Source organism: Streptomyces sp. NPDC001728 (assembly GCF_040297565.1).
Taxonomy (GTDB): domain Bacteria; phylum Actinomycetota; class Actinomycetes; order Streptomycetales; family Streptomycetaceae; genus Streptomyces.
Map to the genome: position 1 here is coordinate 149,319 of NZ_JBEOZK010000008.1, position 15,586 is coordinate 164,904.

The following is a 15,586-nucleotide window of genomic DNA, read 5'->3' on the forward strand; positions in this document are numbered from 1 at the left end:
GCGACACACCCTCCGCATCCATGCGGATGCGCTGCGTGACGTAGACGGGAACGAGTATGGCAGCGGGAATTCTCGTTGTGTAACTTCTCATGAGACTCGATCGGGTGAAATCAAGCGATGCCAACACCGCAGCCGCATAGCCTGATTGGGCCCAGAGGGCGGGCAATGAACAGCTACGAAAGGCAGCCGCCATGTCATCGAGGACGACGACACGCCGTCGCCAGCTCGGCTCGACCATGCGCAAGCTGCGAGCACGTTCGGGCATGACCTTGGAGGAAGCCGGCCGCCGTGTCGGGGTCTCCAAGGCCACGGTGAGCCGGTACGAAACCCAGTCCGGCCCCGTGAAGTGGCCCATCGTGGATGCCCTGTGCCGCGAGTACGACGCGAGTGACGCGGAGCGGACAGCGGTGATCGCCTTGGCCAAGGACGCCAGGCAAAAAGGTTGGTGGAGCACCTTCACCGACTCCATCCCAGAGAGCATGAACTTGCTCCTCACTCTGGAAGACGAGGCCGTTCGCGAAGATCACTTCTGCTGCGTGTACGTCCCTGGCCTGCTCCAAACACGGGACTACAGCACCGCCTTGCAGCAGGCGAACGAGCTGCGCCTGAACCAAGGGGAGGTCGATCGGCTTGTCGACATCCGCATGAAGCGACAGGAGATCCTGAGCCGACCCAAGCCACCCCACCTCTGGGCCATCCTCGACGAGTCCGTCCTGCGTCGGGTCGTCGGCTCCCCAGAAGTGATGCGTGCGCAGCTCGACCGCTTGCTCGAAGCAAACGAGGCCACCCAGATCACACTGCAGGTGCTGCCCTTCTCCAAGGGCGCACACGCTGCGGCGCTGGGAAGCTTCGTCATCCTCGGAGCTGCAGAGCCCACCCTCGACGTCGTCTACGTGGACCTGCACACCGGCTCACTCTTCATGGAAACGGACGGCGAACTGGATCGATACAGACTTGCGTTCGAGTACCTGCGGGCACAAGCGTTGGACATGGAAGCTTCGTCATCCCTGATCCATCGCATCCGCAAGGAGCTCTAGGTGTCCTCTCCGCAGTCCTCAGCATCGACCCGGGTTTGGTTCAAGTCCTCCTATAGTGGCGGCAATACGACCGAGTGCGTGGAGTGCGCCCGCACTCCCACGGGTTCACTCGTACGGGACTCGAAGCGTCCGGAGGGCCCCACGCTCGCCTTGAGAGCCACCGCATGGCAGAAGTTTGTTGACGGTGTCTCCGTCGGCCATGTCGCACCTCTTCCTCCAGCGTTCTGAAATGCTCGGCAACGAGGTAGCGGCAGACTTGGTCAGACGGGTCGCGGAGGCGGAACTCGGTGATGCGTTCCCTCGGCGGTGGGCGCAAAGCCAAGGAGTCGCGGTCCAGGCGGCCGAGGTTGGGCGGATCTTGGGGAAGGATGCCGCCCGATGGTCGCCGCCGGGATACTGCATGACGTGGGCTATGCACCTCGCCTGGCCGTGACGGGGTTCCACCCGCTGGACGGAGCTCGGTTCCTCCGTGACGAGCACGGGGCCGACGAACGGCTGACGCGGCTGGTCGCCAACCATTCATTCGCGCTTCTGGAAGCAGAAGAGCGGGGGCTGAGAGAGGAGCTCGCGAGCGAGTTCCCCTTGCTGGAGGAGCCGCTGTTGGTGGACGCGCTTGTCTACTGCGATATGACAACCACGCCCGACGACGGCCGGACCTCCGCCGAAGATCGTGTCGCTGAGATCCTGGGCCGTTACGGGGACGACAGCATCGTCGGGCGGTTCATCCGCCGGGCGGCGCCGGAGATCTTCGCCGCCGTGGGACGGGTGGAGGCAGCTCCGGCAGCTCAGCCCAGGTGGGGGTACGTGTCGGCCAGGTAGTCGCCGATCTGCTGGCGCATGCTGGCGTGGATGTCGTACTGGTCGAGGTCGGCCGGCTGGACGAAGCGGACGCCGTCGGCCTCGTCGTTGATCGTGGGCTCGCCGCCGATGGGACGGCCGATGTACGTGTTCTCGTACTGCTGGCGGATCTCGCCGTCGGTGTACGCCACGATGTGGCGGGGGTTCGTGTAGACGCCGACGAACCCGGTGATCTGGGCGATGATCCCCGTCTCCTCCAGGCATTCGCGCACCGCGCACTCGGCCGCCGTCTCGCCGATGTCCTGGGCGCCACCGGGCAACGCCCACTGGCTGGTGTCACGGCGGCGTTGGAGCAGGATGGCGCCGCCTTCGTCAACGACCAGCAGGTTGCTGGAGGGTGCGTTGGGGTCGTTGTAATACTCAGCCCTGCCCATGTATGGCGGTTCCTCCTGATTGGGTGACCAGTGCCGCGCGGCAGCCGGGCCAGCTGTGATCCTCTGAGCCTGGTGCCGCACCCCACCAGCGGGCTCCGTAACCGTGAGCCTCTCGGGGTCCTCAGCCTCCCAGGTGTCACCACCGCCCCAGACATGGCGCAGAACGTACACGGACCCCCCGCAGACGTCGGTCACGATGGCCTTCCTGTTGGTATCGCCATGTGGGTCGCCGGGACCCGGCCTCGGGGGCGGGCTGCCGACGTACTGCGAGAAACTCTGTCGCGGCGGTTGGGTCGTCCCCTCACGCTCGCGGAGATCGGCCTCGCCGGGAACGCCTCGGATACGTTCACCGGGTCCGAGTGGGACACCGACACGCTGACGACTCTGGTCGACCTGGGGAGAAACAGCATGGACCGCGAACGCCGCCGGCTTCTCACCGGCGCCGCCGTCTACTCCGTCGGCGGACTGGCCCTACCCCGGGGTCCTTGGTGGGACGAAGCTCCGCAGCGGGCGCGCTCCCGAGCGGTGGGCCCCAACCGCAGAGTCGGCGAGACCGAAGCGCGGGCTGTTCGCGAGATGACAGAGTTCTTCGCCCGTCGCGATCAACGCCACGGCGGCGTCGATGGTCGAACAGCCCTCTACCAGTACATCGTCGACGACGTCGCCCGGTACGTCAGCGGAGTCTTCAGCAGCGAGAACTCCCGACGTTCGCTGTACTCGGCGGCAGCCGAGGCCGTGTACGTGGCCGGCTGGATGAGTTTCGACGCCTCCCGACATGAGCCCGCGCGACGCTACTTCACCCTCGCACTCAAGCTCGCCGCCGAAGCCGACGACGCTCCCCTCGCCGGGCACATCCTGCGGGCGATGGCCCATCAGGCCATAGACCTCGGACACACCCGGGCCGCCTCGGACCTCGCCACCGCCTCCATCGAGCGCAAGCGATACGACCACGCCACCCCACGCGAACGAGCCCTGATCGGCGTCGTGCGTGCGCGGGCGCTGGCCGTGGACGGCCAGAAGGACAAGGCCATTTCCGCTATCCACCAGGCCGAATCCGACCTCGGCCAGGCCTCGGTGGGAGACGACGAGCCTCAGCGGGTCTGGTTCTTTCAAGAAGCGTCCCTCGCGCATGAGACCGCCCGCACGCTGTGGGCCCTGGGCGACCTCAACGGCGCCCTGCGCCACTTCCGTGCCAGCGTGCGACACCGCAGGGCCGATTCCTTCAGCAGAACCCACGCCGTCACGCTCGGCTATATGGGTACGGTCCAGGCTGAACAGGGCAACATCGACGCAGCCTGCCGGACTTGGAGTCAGGCCTTGGACGCCATGGACGGCGTCCAGTCCGGCAGGGTGCGAGAAGCAGCCGTGACCATGCGCACGGTCCTGTCCCCGTTTCGCAACCGTGGAATCCAGTCCGCCTCGGAAGTGAACGATCGAGCCCGGGTCGTACTCCAGCGAGTAATCTGACGCCGCCGAAGCCGTCGCACCCCACAAGTGGCTCCGCAGAGAAGGAAGAAGGGTGATCCGTGGCTGCTCAGTTCATCAAGGTGCCGGTCATCGCTGACGTGATCGGCGGCCATGCCGGACGGCTCGACGACTTCAAGGGCGGCGTGGAATCGGTCATCCGTCTGCGACCCGAATTCCCCGTGGAGACGCTGCAAGGCATCGAGCACTTCTCCCATCTCCAGGTCACGTGGTTCTTCAACCTGGGCTCCCCGGACGATGTCGCGCTTCATGCCCGCAGCCCCCGCGACAACCCCGCGTGGCCGGCGACCGGTACCTTCGTTCACCACAACCACCGGCGTCCGGCCCGGATGGCCACTTCCTTCCCGAGACTGCTCAAGGTCGACGGACGCGACCTGCACGTCGTGGACCTCGACGCCGACGACGGCACGCAGGTCGTCGATCTCGTGGCGGTGTTCGAGGAGATGCTCCCCCGTGGCCCCGTCGCACAGCCGACGTGGCCGGGCGAAATGCTCGCGGACTACTGGAGAGACGCGTCCGAGCGCTGAGTCGAGACCCGCACGCCACCCCCTCGCAGCCCTCATTACACGCGTGGCGACGCACCCCGAAGGTCACCCACACGAACAATCCTCACCCATCGTGGCCATCCAGTCGCACTAAGTGCAGTACGGTCACACAAAACGGCCCTCGCCAACGGTTGCACCCATCGGCGAGGGCCTGAACCACTAGTGGAACGGAAGTCCACCGTGATCTACCGGCACTTTAACGCGCCCTCTCGTGCCTTCAGTCAGTTCTCGCACGAGCTCATTCGGCATCCTCGGCTCAGTTCCGACGCCGTTCGCCTGCTGACCTGGCAGCTCTCCCTTCCCCGAGGCGCCCGCGAGTCGCTCTCCCGTACCGCCGAACGTGCCCGGATCGGGGCATGCGCCTTCGGGCGCGCCAAGCGGCAGCTCAAGGAGGAGGGGTTCGTGCACGAGCGGCGGGTGCAGGTCGCCGGGGGCCTCCGGGTGACCCAACAGCTCGTGTCCAGCACACCGTTGACGACCGACCAGGCCGTCAAGCTCCTCGCCCGGGGCCCCGTCGTGTCTTCGCAGGTCGCACCGAGTCCTCGGAAACCGGCCGCCGGTGAGCCGACGCCCCCGTCGACCGACGGTCATCCAGAGAAAGACCGGGTAGAAGACACCTCCAACCTTCCCCTGGAGGCCGCCGAGGCACCCGAAGTCGGCGAAGTCGCTGACGCCGTCGGCGAGTCGCCACGACTCGAAGAGGCCCGCGCCCTCATCGGCGCCCTGCCGCTCCTCTCCGCCACCCTCCGCAGCATCCCGCCCGGCATGCGCGACGAACTCGCCCGGCTCGCCGCCCGCTGGCTCGACACCGGCCACTCCTCCACCGATGTCCACGAACACATCCTGCGCGGCCTCCCCGGCTCCACCACACCCGTCCACCGCCCCGGCGGCCTCGTCCGCTACCTCCTTCGCGACGTACCGCCCCGGTCCCTGCCACCCCACCCCGCACCCTCGTCCGGCAACCGTCTGTCGCCACGACTCGAAGGCGCCCGGGAGTGTGCCGGTGACCACACCCAGCCCATGCTGTTCCGCCCGCTCGGCGGCGAGACGCACTGCGCCGAGTGCGCGCTGACCTCGCATGGCTGACCTGTCCGACCGACAGCCCTCGCCGTGGCGCCGCGCCCGCACCTCGTACGCTCGAAGGAAGACCCGACCGACCGAAAGGCCCCCACCATGCCCCGCATCCCCTCCCCCGCCATAGCCGCCGCCGGGCTCGTGGGTGGTTACGCCGTTGCCCGGTGGACCAAGAAGCGGCCCCTCGGGGGTGTCGTTCTCGCCGTCGCCGGTGGGGTGGCCGCGCGGGAGTGGCAGCAGGTCGGTGGGGCCAAGGCTTCCGTGGGGCTGACGACCGCCTACGTCGCCGCCTTCGCCGGGTCCCACCCGCTCGCCAAGAAGATCGGCGCCTGGCCCGCCGTGTTCTCCGTCGCCGGTGGCATGGCAGTCGCCTCTTGGGCCGTGACGCGCGGGAAGGCGTAACCCTCCGCCAGCGCCGCGCCGGGCCCCCTCAGCCCCCCACCCCCCTGCTCACCGTATAGATCACCAACCCCGCCAACGCGCCCACCACCGTGCCGTTGATCCTGATGAACTGAAGGTCCCGGCCGATGTTCGCCTCGATCTTCTTCGACGTCTGGTCGGCGTCCCAGCCCGCCACCGTGTCCGTGATCAGGGACGTGATCTCGTGGCGGTAGGTCGTGACGACGTATGCCGCCGCGTCCTCCGCCCAGCCTTCCACCTTCGACTGGAGGCGGGTGTCCGTCGACAGGCGGTTGCCCAGGGAGATCAGGGAGGCGCGGGCGCGGAGGCGGAGTTGGCTGCGGTCGTCCTCGGCCGCCGCGATGATCAGGTTGCGGACGGAGGACCAGGCCGAGGCGATGATGTCCTGGACCTCCGGGCGGGCCAGCAGGTCCGACTTGAGGCGCTCCACGCGCGCCCGAGTGTCCGTGTCCGCCTGGAGGTCGGCCGCGAAGTCCGTGAGGAAGCGGTCGATCGCACCGCGCGCCGGGTGGGCCGGCATGTCCCGCATCTCCGTCACGAAGCGGAGCAGCTCCTTGTAGACCCGCTCACCGATCCGGCGGTCCACGAAGCGGGGGGTCCAGCCCGGCGCCCCGCCCTGCACCGCGTCCATCACCGACTCGCCGTGGGTGACCAGCCAGTCGTGCGCGCGTGTGCAGACCAGGTCCACGGCCCGGTGGTGGGCCCCGTCCCCGACGATCCTCTCCAGGGTCTTGCCGAGGCCCGGCGCGATCTCCGCCGCCTCCGCCCGCCGGGTGATCGCCTCCCCGACGACCGCCTGGACGTCGGAGTCCCGCAGGACCGTCAGCGCCCCCCGTAGCGCCGTGGAGAGTTCCGCCGTGACCCGGTCCGCGTGCGCCGGGTCCTCCAGCCAGGTGCCGAGCCGGCCGCCGATCCCGAAGGCGTGCAGCCGGCCCCTCACCACGTCCGCGGAGAGGAAGTTCTCGCCCACGAACTGGCCCAGCGACGCTCCCAGCTGGTCCTTCTTCGTCGGGATGATCGCCGTGTGCGGAATCGGCAGACCGAGCGGCCGTCTGAAGAGCGCCGTGACCGCGAACCAGTCCGCGAGCGCACCGACCATGCCCGCCTCGGCCGCCGCCGCGACGTAGCCCGTCCAGGCGCCCCAGCCGGAGTTCCTCGCCCACGTCGCCAGGGCGTAGATCACTGCCACGACCAGCAGCAGCGCCGTCGCCAGCGTCTTCATCCGGCGGACGCCCCTGCTCTTCTCCTCGTCCGCCGCCGTGTACGAGAAACTCACCATCGACTCGACCTCCTACGTCAGAGACTCCCGGCGGTCCTCCCGAGTTCCCCCGTACATCTTCGCGATCACTGCCTCGATGTCGGGTTCCCGCACCGAGAGGTCGACCAGCGGATACGTCGCCGCCACCGCCGCGACCAGCGGAGCCGCCGACGCCGAGGCCGGGAACGCCAGCCACTGACGCGGGCCCTCCGCCCGTACGAAGCGGGCTCCCGGCACCTCGATCGGGGGCGTCTCCCGCTCCAGGTCCACCACCAGGAGCCGTTCGCTCTCCCCCATCTCGTGCAGGCCGTCCAGCTCCCCGTCGTACATCAGCCGCCCGTGGTCGATCACCATCACCCGCGAGCAGAGCTGCTCGATGTCCGTGAGGTCGTGGGTGGTCAGGAGCACCGTCGTACCGCGCGAGGCGTTCAGCTCGCGCAGGAAGTCCCGCACCCTCGCCTTCGACACCACGTCCAGGCCGATCGTCGGCTCGTCGAGGTACAGCACCTCCGGGTCGTGCAGCAGCGCCGCCGCGATGTCGCCGCGCATCCGCTGCCCCAGCGAGAGCTGGCGTACCGGCACGTCGAGCAGTTCCCCCAGCTCCAGGAGCTCCACACAGCGGTCCAGGTTCTCCCGGTAGCGGGCGTCGGGGATGCGGTACATGCGGTGCATCAGCCGGTACGAGTCCTTCAGCGGCAGGTCCCACCACAGGGTCGTCCGCTGGCCGAAGACCACCCCGATCCGCTGGGCCAGCCGGGTGCGCTCCCGCGCCGGGTCGATGCCGGCCACCCTCAGCCGCCCGCCGCTCGGGGTGAGGATGCCGGTCAGCATCTTGATCGTGGTCGACTTCCCCGCGCCGTTCGGGCCGATGTAGCCGACCATCTCGCCGCGTCCGACCCCGAAGCTGATCCCGTCGACCGCCCTGACCTCGCGCTTCTCCCGGCGGAACGGGCCCGTCTTGCGGCGGACCGTGAAGACCTTCTCCAGTGACTCCAGCTCGATGAACGGCATGGCGGACGTCAGCTCCCTGTCGATCGGTACGAACGGATTCCGGCCCGCCAGGCGATCCCCGCGATCCCGCAGCAGACCGCCGCCACGAGCGGCGCGGCGAACGCCGCCCCCTCCGGCACCCCCGCCGGTGCCGGCCGGCCGAGCACGTACAGCGCGGGCAGCCAGTTCACGAACGCCAGCGGTACGACGTACACGACACCCCGCACCAGGTCCTGTGCGAAGACCGTCGGCGGGTACCCGAGGAGGGTGTTCCCGCCGTACGTGAACGAGTTGGTCACCTCCGCGGCGTCCTGCATCCAGAACTGCGCCGACGCGCCGAGCACCATCAGCGCCGAGAAGATCACCGCCCCGCAGACCACCGTCACCGGCAGCAGCACCGCCTTCACCGGCGTCCACGCCACATCGAGCAGCAGCAGGCCCCAGACCAGCACGACAAGACCCTGGAGGACCCGGCCGAAGCGGCGCAGCGCGAACTTGTCCGCCGCGACCTGGGCCATGAGCGGTGCCGGGCGCATCAGGAAGACGTCGAGCGAACCGTCCCTGACCCGCCGCCCCATCCGCTGCACCGAACCCATCGTCAGGTCCGCGATCCCGAACGACGTGCCGGCCGTCCCGTAGAGCAGCGCGACCTCCGCGAACGAGAAGCCTCCGAGGCCCTTCACCTGGCCGAACATCAGGAGGATCGCGACGAAGTCGAAGAAGGTGACGCAGAAACTGGTGACCAGGGTCAGCGCGAAGGAGGAGCGGTAGGCCATCGTGGACCGGATCCACATGCCCGCCACCATCCGGTACGTGCTCCAGGGGCCGGGCGGGGGGTCGGGGAAGCGACCTGCCTCGGAGGCGGGATCCCTGACGGATTCCGGGGCGGGGCCGAGGCCCGCCGGGGGCCCGGCCGCGGCGCGCGGCTCACCCACCCTGCACCACCACCTTCCGCGTCGCCGCCGTCTGCGCCACCCGGCCCGCGCCGAGCAGGACGACCGCCCACGCCACCTGGAAGCCGTACGCCCCCGCCAGTTCCCAGCCCCGGTACTTCCCCAGGTACACATCCGCCGGGACCTGGAGCAGGGACGCCCACGGCAGTGTCCGGGCGATCTCGCCGAGCGCGCCGGGGAAGACGTTCAGCGGGAGCAGCATCCCGGAGAAGAACAGGCCGCTCAGCCAGGCCACCTGCGCCACTCCCTGGCCGTCCAGCAGCCAGAACGCGCTCATCGCCACCAGGTACCAGATCGCGAAGCTGACGGTGGAGCCCAGGGCCACGGCCACCAGGAAGGCGGGCCAGGTGCCGGGGCCCGGTGGCAGGGTGAAGCGGAAGACGAGCCAGCCGATCGTCATCGGGAGGACGCCCCGGCCGATCAACTGGTACGCGGACCGGCCCGCGTTGGCCGAGAACCACCAGGCCTGGAGGTCGGCCGGGCGGTAGAGGTCGACGGCGATGTCGCCGGTCCTGATGCGCTCGATCAGCTCCTCCTCGAAGCCGCCGCCCATCAGTCCGCAGACGGTGATGAGCGCCTGTCCGATCCAGACGTACGCGATGGCGTCGTCCACCGAGTAGCCGCCGAGCGCGGGGCGCTCGTCCCAGAGGGCGATGTAGGTGTACGAGAGGACCAGGCCGAAGACGCTGTTGGTGAAGACGCCCGCCGCCGTCGCCACCCGATAGGTGGCATGGCGCCGGAAGCCGCCCGCGGCCACCGTCGCGTACAGCCGCAACATGCCCTTCCCTCGTCTCTAGAGAGCTGAAATCCACCGGGAAACACCAGGAAGCGCCGGTAAACACCGGGAAGCACTGAAAAGCATCGGGAAACACCGAAGCGCACGACCCTAGCGAGGAGTCCCCGCGCCCGCGAGGGGATTTCCCGTCACCTTCAGGTCCGTTTCGGGTCGCGTCCGGGAGTTTCATCCCATTCCGGGCAATATGAGGTGCCATGCCCCCTTCCTCCGGTACGAGCGGTACGAGCGGTACGAGCGACCCCGACGCCCCCCGGCCATCCCGCACGCCGGGCTGGGAGCCGAGGGACCCATCCCTCCCCGGCCCGAAGCACGATCCCGAGCGCGGCCCGAGGCGCACCCCCGAGACCGACCCCCGGCGCACCCCCGAGCGCCCCCCGAAGCGGTCCCGTCCCCGGCGCCTCCTCCGGGGCCTCCTCGGGCTGTTCCTGCTCGGCTCGCTCCTGCTCCTCGGCGCCTTCGCCGCCGGGTACCTCCTCGTGGAGATCCCGCCCGCCAACACCGCCGCCCTCGCCCAGTCCAACGTCTACCTCTACCGCGACGGCTCCACCCTCGCCCGGGACGGCGAGGTCAACCGCGAGAACGTACGGCTCGACCGCGTCCCGCTCTCCCTCCGGCAGGCCGTCCTCGCCGCCGAGGACCGCGACTTCCACACCTCGCGCGCCGTCGACCCCAAGGCGATGCTCCGCGCCGCCTGGAACACCGTCACCGGCAAGGGCCGCCAGTCGGGTTCGACCATCACCCAGCAGTACGTCAAGAACTACTACCTGGGACAGGAGCAGACCCTCACCCGGAAGGTGAAGGAGTTCTTCATCTCGATCAAGCTGGGCCGCGAGAAGAGCAAGGAGGAGATCCTCCAGGGCTATCTGAACACCAGTTACTTCGGCCGGAACGCGTACGGCGTCCAGGCCGCCGCCCGCGCCTACTACGGCAAGGACGTCGAGCAGCTCGACACCGCCGAGGCGGCGTACCTCGCCTCCCTCCTCAAGGCCCCCAGCGCCTACGACGTCACCACCCACCCCGAGAACCGCGCCACGGCCGTCGCCCGCTGGAACTACGTGCTCGACGGCATGGTCACCGAGGGCTGGCTCAGCCGCGCCGACCGCGCCGCCGTCCGCTTCCCCGCCCCGCAGACCGCGCGCCCCGCGACCGGCCTGTCCGGGCAGCGCGGCTATCTCGTCCAGGCCGTCGAGGAGTACCTCACCGGGCACGGGATCATCGACGAGAAGACCCTCGCCGGCGGCGGCTTCCGGATCACCACCACCCTGGAACCCGCCAAGCAGGAGGCGCTCGTCCAGACCGTCGAGGAGCAGGTCATGTCCCGGCTCGACCCGGCGGTCTCCCCCGCCGACCGGAACGTGCGGGTCGGCGCGGCGGCCGTCGACCCGGCGGACGGCGAGGTCCTCGCGATGTACGGGGGCGTCGATTACACCCAGCAGTACGTCAACAACGCCACCCGGCGCGACTACCAGGTCGGATCCACCTTCAAGCCCTTCGTCTTCACGGCGGCCGTGCAGAGCGGGGCGCAGACCCAGCGGGGCGAGCCGATCACCCCGTACACGGTGTACGACGGCAGCAACCGGCGCCCTGTGGAGGGCTGGAGCGGGAGCCCGTACGACCCCGCCAACGAGGACGACGCGAGTTACGGCGAGATCGCCGTCGGCGCGGCCACCGATCTCTCGGTGAACGCGGTGTACGCCCAGATGGCGGTCGACGTCGGCCCCGGGCACGTACGGCGCACCGCGGTCGCCCTCGGACTGCCCGGCTCCACCCCCGACCTCACCGACTCCCCGTCCATCGCGCTCGGGCCGGCCACGGCCAGCGTCCTCGACATGGCCACGGCGTACGCGACGCTCGCCGCGCACGGCCGGCACGGCTCGTACACGCTGGTCGGACGGATCAGCCGGGACGGCCAGGAGCTGGCGGTGCCGGCGGCCGAGGGACGACAGGTGGTCAGCCGGGAGGCCGCGGACACGACCACGTCGATCCTGCGGAGCGTCGTGGAGGCGGGCACCGGGACGGCCGCGCAGGCCGCCGGGCGGCCGGCGGCGGGCAAGACGGGCACGGCGGAGGACGACAGGGCCGCCTGGTTCGCCGGCTACACCCCGGAGCTGGCGACGGTGGTCGCGCTGATGGGGCAGGACCCGGAGTCGGGGCGGCAGGAGTCGCTGTACGGGGCGCTGGGACTGCCCCGGATCAACGGCGGCGGGGCGCCCGCCGAGATCTGGGGCCGGTTCACCCGGGAGGCGCTGGCGGGGACGGCGCCGCGGGACTTCGAGCTCCAGCTGATGCCGGGGGCGGAGGCGATGCCGGTGGTGCCGCCGATGCCGGACGGGCCGGAGGACCCGGGCGCGTCACCGGAGTCGACCCTGACGGGCGAGGCGGGGCCGGGCGCGGCGTCGCGCGGACCCCAGCCGTCGCGTACGCCCGTACGGGGTCGGTGAACGGGGCTCGTACGGCCGTACGGAGTAGGTGAACCCGGCCCCGTACGGCCGTACGGGGCCGATGACCGATGAACGGTCTCGTACGGCCATCAGGGTCGGTGGCCGCAGGCCGGCCCCCGGGGTCAGTGACCCGAGGTCGCCTTGAGCCCGACGACGGCGACGAGCAGCAGACAGACGAAGAAGATCCGGGCGGCGGTCGCGGGCTCACCCAGCACCACCATGCCGAACACCGCCGCACCGGCCGCGCCGATGCCGACCCACACGCCGTACGCCGTGCCGATGGGCAGCGTCTTGGCGGCCTGCGACAGCAGCACCATGGACGCGACGATGCCGATACCGGTGAACACGCTGGGCCAGAGACGGGTGAAGCCCTCGGTGTACTTCATGCCGATCGACCAGCCGACTTCGAGCAGACCGGCGATGATGAGCAGAACCCAGGCCATGGCGACGAACCTCCGCGAGACGGAACAACAGGGGGTGCGTCGTCTTGTCGGAATCCCGGTACGGCGCGTCTCGTCGGGTGTCTCCAGGCTAGCAAAGAACGACGGAGGGCCCTTGGTGACCATGGTCACCAAGGGCCCTCGCGGTATGTGCCCGTAGGGTCAGAGGTAGAGCCCGGTGGAGTCCGAGGTGCCCTGGAAGCGGTCGGCGGCCACCGCGTGCAGGTCGCGCTCGCGCATCAGGATGTACGCGGTGCCCCGGACCTCGACCTCGGCGCGGTCCTCGGGGTCGTACAGGACCCGGTCACCGATCTCGACCGTGCGGACGTTCTGGCCGACCGCGACCACCTCGGCCCAGGCGAGGCGGCGGCCTACGGCAGCGGTCGCCGGGATCAGGATGCCGCCGCCGGAACGCCGCTCCCCCTCCGGGGAGTCGGTGCGGACCAGGACCCGGTCGTGGAGCATCCGGATGGGCAGCTTGTCGTGCGTGTTCTCGCTCACGGGGTGAACCTACCCGCCCGGGCGGGACGCCCGTGGCAGGGAGGGGTCATCCCTTCTTCCTGCGGGAGGACGCGGCGAGCAGCCCGACGACCGCCACCGCCAGGACGGCCACCGGCACCACGCGCTCCAGGCGGGGGGCGCCGTCCTCATAGGTGAAACGTGCCTTCACATCCGAGACGACCCGGTTGACGGCGACGAAGGCGCGTCCGGCGGTCTGGTCGACCGTCGAGGCGACCTTGGCCTTCGCGTCCCCGATGATCGTCTTCGGGTGCATCCGAATGCCGATCTCGTCGAGAGTGACGGCGAGCTGCTCGCGCCGGCGGACGATGTCCGCCTCGATCTGCGCAGGGGTCCTGGCCTCCGACACCGCGCTGCCTCCGTAGTCGTGATCCGGTCGTTGTGGACAGTCTGTCAGCTCGATCGCCATGGGGCTGTCCCCGACCCCCATTAGGCTCTGAATGCGTACGCGAACCATCCCGAGGAGAGCCATGAGCGAGCGACTGCAGCCCGGCGACACCGCCCCCGCCTTCACCCTGCCCGACGCGGACGGCAACGAGGTCTCCCTCGCGGACCACAAGGGCCGCAAGGTCATCGTCTACTTCTACCCGGCCGCGCTCACCCCCGGCTGCACGAAGCAGGCCTGCGACTTCACGGACAACCTGGACGTCCTCGCGGCGGCGGGCTACGACGTCATCGGCGTCTCGCCGGACAAGCCGGAGAAGCTGGCGAAGTTCCGCGAGAAGGAGAACCTCAAGGTCACGCTGGTCGGCGACCCGTCGAAGGAGACCCTGGCGGCGTACGGCGCCTTCGGCGAGAAGAAGCTGTACGGCAAGACGGTGACGGGCGTGATCCGCTCGACGGTCGTCGTCGACGAGAACGGCAAGATCGAGCACGCCTTCTACAACGTAAAGGCCACCGGCCACGTCGCCAAGATCATCCGAGACCTGGGCGTCGAGGGCTGACCCACCACCCCTGGAGCGGCCCGCACCCGGACTGACCGCCGGGTGCGGGCCGCTCCGTTCTTCGTACGCGATATGACGTGACCGTCCTGTATGCGGCTCGTTGCTCCGTACGGGATTCGTACTGGGGAGGGGCTCGACGGGGACGAGCGCGTACACGAGGGAGCGCCTGGAGGCGGCGGCGCAAGGGCGCGGACGCTGACGGAGGCGTTGGAGCGGCTGGGTGTGGACCCGAGGAGTGCGACGCGCCGGTACGTACGAGACCGGATGCGAAGGCTCGGGGTGAAAATCTCGCACTTCGAGCGGGAGGGAACTCGCTGGACACGCGAGGTCCTGGCACAGGCTGTCGCCGCCTCGACGAACATGTGCGAAGTACTACGGCGCCTCGGAGTGGACGTCGTCGCTGGGCAGCACACCCACATCAGCCGGCGGATCGAGGCACTCGACGACGGACACCTACCGTGGGCGCGGCAAGGGGCGGGCCTCATGACCAGTGGCCCTCGATACACCCGCGAGCGGTTGACCGAAGCCGCCGTGCGGTGCTCGACCGTGGACGAGGCCATCGCTTTCCTCGACTCGCGGGGACTGGCACGACGACCGAGGCGAGAACCTGCGGTTGCTGTGTCCCAACTGCCATGCGACAACCGACACCTGGCGCCGTGGAGGGTAGCGGTACAGTGGCCAGGATGGCGTGCGCCCGTACTCCAACGGAAGAGAGAATGGCTTTAGGTGCCATGTGTTGTCGGTTCGAATCCGACCGGGCGTACCAGTAGAGAGGGCCCATTGCCTTGGAAACGAAGGCAACGGGCCCTGTCGTTGGTTCCTCAGCCCAGCAGCTCCCGCACCACCGGTACCAGCGCCCTGAACGCCTTGCCCCGGTGGCTGATCGCGTTCTTCTCCGCCGGGGTCAGTTCCGCGCAGGTCACGTCGTGGCCTTCCGGCTGGAGGATCGGGTCGTAGCCGAAGCCGTTCGTGCCCTTCGGGGTGTGGCGGAGGGTTCCCGGCATGCGGCCCTCGACCACGCGTTCCGTGCCGTCCGGCAGGGCCAGGGCGGCCGCGCAGGCGAAGTGGGCGGCCCGGTGTCCGTCCGCGATGTCGGAGAGCTGGGCGAGCAGCAGGTTCAGGTTGGCGCGGTCGTCGCCGTGGGTGCCGGCCCAGCGGGCGGAGAAGATACCGGGGGCGCCGCCCAGGACGTCGACGCAGAGGCCGGAGTCGTCGGCCACGGCCGGCAGGCCGGTGGCCCGGGCCAGGGCGTGGGCCTTGAGGAGGGCGTTCTCGGCGAAGGTGACGCCGGTTTCCTTGACGTCGGGGATCTCCGGGTACGCGTCCGCGCCGACGAGTTCCAGGTCGAGACCTGCGTCGGCGAGGATCGCGTGGAGTTCGGTGATCTTGCCCGGGTTGCGGGTGGCGAGGATCAGACGGGTCATGCCCTCGATTATCCGGGCCGCGGGGCCC

Annotated in this window: 17 protein-coding genes, 1 tRNA gene, 2 pseudogenes and 1 riboswitch; of the genes and pseudogenes, 11 read left to right on the forward strand and 9 right to left on the reverse strand. The window is 69.6% G+C overall.

Annotated features, from left to right (window positions below; translation table 11 throughout):
- Positions 1 to 191 precede the first annotated feature (191 nt).
- From ABT154_RS14870 to ABT154_RS14880, 3 genes and pseudogenes are all read left to right on the forward strand, one after another.
- Positions 192 to 1,037, forward strand: a complete 846-nt coding sequence (locus ABT154_RS14870) for a helix-turn-helix domain-containing protein (RefSeq protein WP_351857113.1) — start codon at positions 192 to 194, stop codon at positions 1,035 to 1,037.
- Between the two features lie 78 nt (positions 1,038 to 1,115).
- Positions 1,116 to 1,265, forward strand: a complete 150-nt coding sequence (locus ABT154_RS14875) for a DUF397 domain-containing protein (RefSeq protein ID WP_502969509.1) — start codon at positions 1,116 to 1,118, stop codon at positions 1,263 to 1,265.
- Position 1,266: 1 nt separating this feature from the next.
- Positions 1,267 to 1,856, forward strand: a pseudogene (locus ABT154_RS14880) (HD domain-containing protein).
- On the opposite strand, the gene ABT154_RS14885 reads toward ABT154_RS14880, so the two are convergent.
- Entirely contained in the window at positions 1,823 to 2,269 is a 447-nt protein-coding gene (locus ABT154_RS14885) for an NUDIX hydrolase (protein ID WP_351857117.1), read from the reverse strand. The pseudogene ABT154_RS14880 and the gene ABT154_RS14885 sit on opposite strands and share 34 nt — an antisense overlap.
- A gap of 153 nt (positions 2,270 to 2,422) precedes the next feature.
- On the opposite strand from ABT154_RS14885, the gene ABT154_RS14890 reads away from it, so the two are divergent.
- The 4 genes from ABT154_RS14890 to ABT154_RS14905 all read left to right on the forward strand — a co-directional run bounded on the left by ABT154_RS14890 (position 2,423) and on the right by ABT154_RS14905 (position 5,775).
- On the forward strand, positions 2,423 to 3,736 hold the full coding sequence (locus ABT154_RS14890) for an NsdA family TPR-like regulatory protein (RefSeq protein WP_351857119.1): 1,314 nt from the start codon (positions 2,423 to 2,425) through the stop codon (positions 3,734 to 3,736).
- 59 nt (positions 3,737 to 3,795) lie between these two features.
- Complete coding sequence (locus ABT154_RS14895; RefSeq protein WP_351857121.1) at positions 3,796 to 4,281, forward strand: TrmO family methyltransferase domain-containing protein; 486 nt, start codon at positions 3,796 to 3,798, stop codon at positions 4,279 to 4,281.
- A gap of 198 nt (positions 4,282 to 4,479) precedes the next feature.
- Entirely contained in the window at positions 4,480 to 5,385 is a 906-nt protein-coding gene (locus ABT154_RS14900; protein WP_351857123.1) for a hypothetical protein, read from the forward strand.
- 87 nt (positions 5,386 to 5,472) lie between these two features.
- Complete coding sequence (locus ABT154_RS14905; protein WP_351857125.1) at positions 5,473 to 5,775, forward strand: hypothetical protein; 303 nt, start codon at positions 5,473 to 5,475, stop codon at positions 5,773 to 5,775.
- Between the two features lie 28 nt (positions 5,776 to 5,803).
- Here the strand turns inward: ABT154_RS14905 and ABT154_RS14910 are convergent, their stop codons facing one another.
- The 4 genes from ABT154_RS14910 to ABT154_RS14925 are packed head-to-tail and all read right to left on the reverse strand — an operon-like array spanning position 5,804 to position 9,769.
- Positions 5,804 to 7,072, reverse strand: a complete 1,269-nt coding sequence (locus tag ABT154_RS14910; RefSeq protein WP_351857126.1) for a DUF445 domain-containing protein — start codon at positions 7,070 to 7,072, stop codon at positions 5,804 to 5,806.
- A 12-nt stretch (positions 7,073 to 7,084) separates the two neighbouring features.
- Positions 7,085 to 8,062, reverse strand: a complete 978-nt coding sequence (locus ABT154_RS14915) for an ABC transporter ATP-binding protein (RefSeq protein ID WP_351857128.1) — start codon at positions 8,060 to 8,062, stop codon at positions 7,085 to 7,087.
- Between the two features lie 8 nt (positions 8,063 to 8,070).
- A complete protein-coding gene (locus ABT154_RS14920; RefSeq protein ID WP_502969503.1) occupies positions 8,071 to 8,976 on the reverse strand; it encodes an ABC transporter permease in 906 nt (301 codons plus the stop codon).
- Positions 8,969 to 9,769 (reverse strand): ABC transporter permease, encoded by an 801-nt coding sequence (locus tag ABT154_RS14925; protein WP_351857317.1) that lies wholly within the window; start codon positions 9,767 to 9,769, stop codon positions 8,969 to 8,971. Before ABT154_RS14925 ends, ABT154_RS14920 begins: the two co-directional genes overlap by 8 nt.
- A 215-nt stretch (positions 9,770 to 9,984) precedes the next feature.
- Between ABT154_RS14925 and ABT154_RS14930 the strand changes: the two genes are divergently transcribed.
- Positions 9,985 to 12,231: a transglycosylase domain-containing protein gene (locus tag ABT154_RS14930; protein WP_351857129.1), complete on the forward strand. Its 2,247-nt coding sequence runs from the start codon at positions 9,985 to 9,987 to the stop codon at positions 12,229 to 12,231.
- Between the two features lie 122 nt (positions 12,232 to 12,353).
- Here the strand turns inward: ABT154_RS14930 and ABT154_RS14935 are convergent, their stop codons facing one another.
- The 3 genes from ABT154_RS14935 to ABT154_RS14945 form a co-directional block, all read right to left on the reverse strand.
- Entirely contained in the window at positions 12,354 to 12,674 is a 321-nt protein-coding gene (locus tag ABT154_RS14935; protein ID WP_056558352.1) for a DMT family transporter, read from the reverse strand.
- Between the two features lie 33 nt (positions 12,675 to 12,707).
- A riboswitch (guanidine-III (ykkC-III) riboswitch) is annotated at positions 12,708 to 12,777 on the reverse strand.
- A 56-nt stretch (positions 12,778 to 12,833) separates the two neighbouring features.
- The gene (locus ABT154_RS14940; RefSeq protein WP_317873740.1) at positions 12,834 to 13,172 is read right to left on the reverse strand and encodes a GroES family chaperonin; all 339 of its coding nucleotides are present in this window, start codon (positions 13,170 to 13,172) and stop codon (positions 12,834 to 12,836) included.
- 46 nt (positions 13,173 to 13,218) lie between these two features.
- Positions 13,219 to 13,539 carry a DUF3618 domain-containing protein gene (locus ABT154_RS14945; RefSeq protein WP_351857132.1) on the reverse strand — a complete coding sequence of 107 codons (321 nt, stop codon included), beginning with the start codon at positions 13,537 to 13,539 and terminating at the stop codon, positions 13,219 to 13,221.
- Positions 13,540 to 13,660: 121 nt separating this feature from the next.
- Here ABT154_RS14945 and bcp point away from each other — a divergent pair, with 121 nt between their 5' ends.
- From bcp to ABT154_RS14960, 3 genes and pseudogenes are all read left to right on the forward strand, one after another.
- The gene (gene bcp, locus ABT154_RS14950) at positions 13,661 to 14,134 is read left to right on the forward strand and encodes a thioredoxin-dependent thiol peroxidase (RefSeq protein ID WP_351857134.1); all 474 of its coding nucleotides are present in this window, start codon (positions 13,661 to 13,663) and stop codon (positions 14,132 to 14,134) included.
- Positions 14,135 to 14,255: 121 nt separating this feature from the next.
- Positions 14,256 to 14,801, forward strand: a pseudogene (locus ABT154_RS14955) (HNH endonuclease).
- A gap of 23 nt (positions 14,802 to 14,824) precedes the next feature.
- Positions 14,825 to 14,900 (forward strand) — tRNA-Leu (locus tag ABT154_RS14960).
- A 55-nt stretch (positions 14,901 to 14,955) separates the two neighbouring features.
- Here ABT154_RS14960 and rdgB read toward each other — a convergent pair.
- Positions 14,956 to 15,558 carry an RdgB/HAM1 family non-canonical purine NTP pyrophosphatase gene (gene rdgB, locus ABT154_RS14965; RefSeq protein ID WP_351857136.1) on the reverse strand — a complete coding sequence of 201 codons (603 nt, stop codon included), beginning with the start codon at positions 15,556 to 15,558 and terminating at the stop codon, positions 14,956 to 14,958.
- Positions 15,559 to 15,586 lie beyond the last annotated feature (28 nt).

Excerpts from the sequence above, each read along its gene's own strand:
- ABT154_RS14870 (WP_351857113.1), top strand. The coding sequence starts at position 192 with ATGTCATCGAGGACGACGACACGCCGTCGCCAGCTCGGCTCGACCATG.
- ABT154_RS14885 (WP_351857117.1), bottom strand. The coding sequence starts at position 2,269 with ATGGGCAGGGCTGAGTATTACAACGACCCCAACGCACCCTCCAGCAAC.
- ABT154_RS14890 (WP_351857119.1), top strand. The coding sequence starts at position 2,423 with ATGGCGCAGAACGTACACGGACCCCCCGCAGACGTCGGTCACGATGGC.
- ABT154_RS14905 (WP_351857125.1), top strand. The coding sequence starts at position 5,473 with ATGCCCCGCATCCCCTCCCCCGCCATAGCCGCCGCCGGGCTCGTGGGT.
- ABT154_RS14910 (WP_351857126.1), bottom strand. The coding sequence starts at position 7,072 with ATGGTGAGTTTCTCGTACACGGCGGCGGACGAGGAGAAGAGCAGGGGC.
- ABT154_RS14915 (WP_351857128.1), bottom strand. The coding sequence starts at position 8,062 with ATGCCGTTCATCGAGCTGGAGTCACTGGAGAAGGTCTTCACGGTCCGC.
- ABT154_RS14930 (WP_351857129.1), top strand. The coding sequence starts at position 9,985 with ATGCCCCCTTCCTCCGGTACGAGCGGTACGAGCGGTACGAGCGACCCC.
- ABT154_RS14935 (WP_056558352.1), bottom strand. The coding sequence starts at position 12,674 with ATGGCCTGGGTTCTGCTCATCATCGCCGGTCTGCTCGAAGTCGGCTGG.
- bcp (WP_351857134.1), top strand. The coding sequence starts at position 13,661 with ATGAGCGAGCGACTGCAGCCCGGCGACACCGCCCCCGCCTTCACCCTG.
- rdgB (WP_351857136.1), bottom strand. The coding sequence starts at position 15,558 with ATGACCCGTCTGATCCTCGCCACCCGCAACCCGGGCAAGATCACCGAA.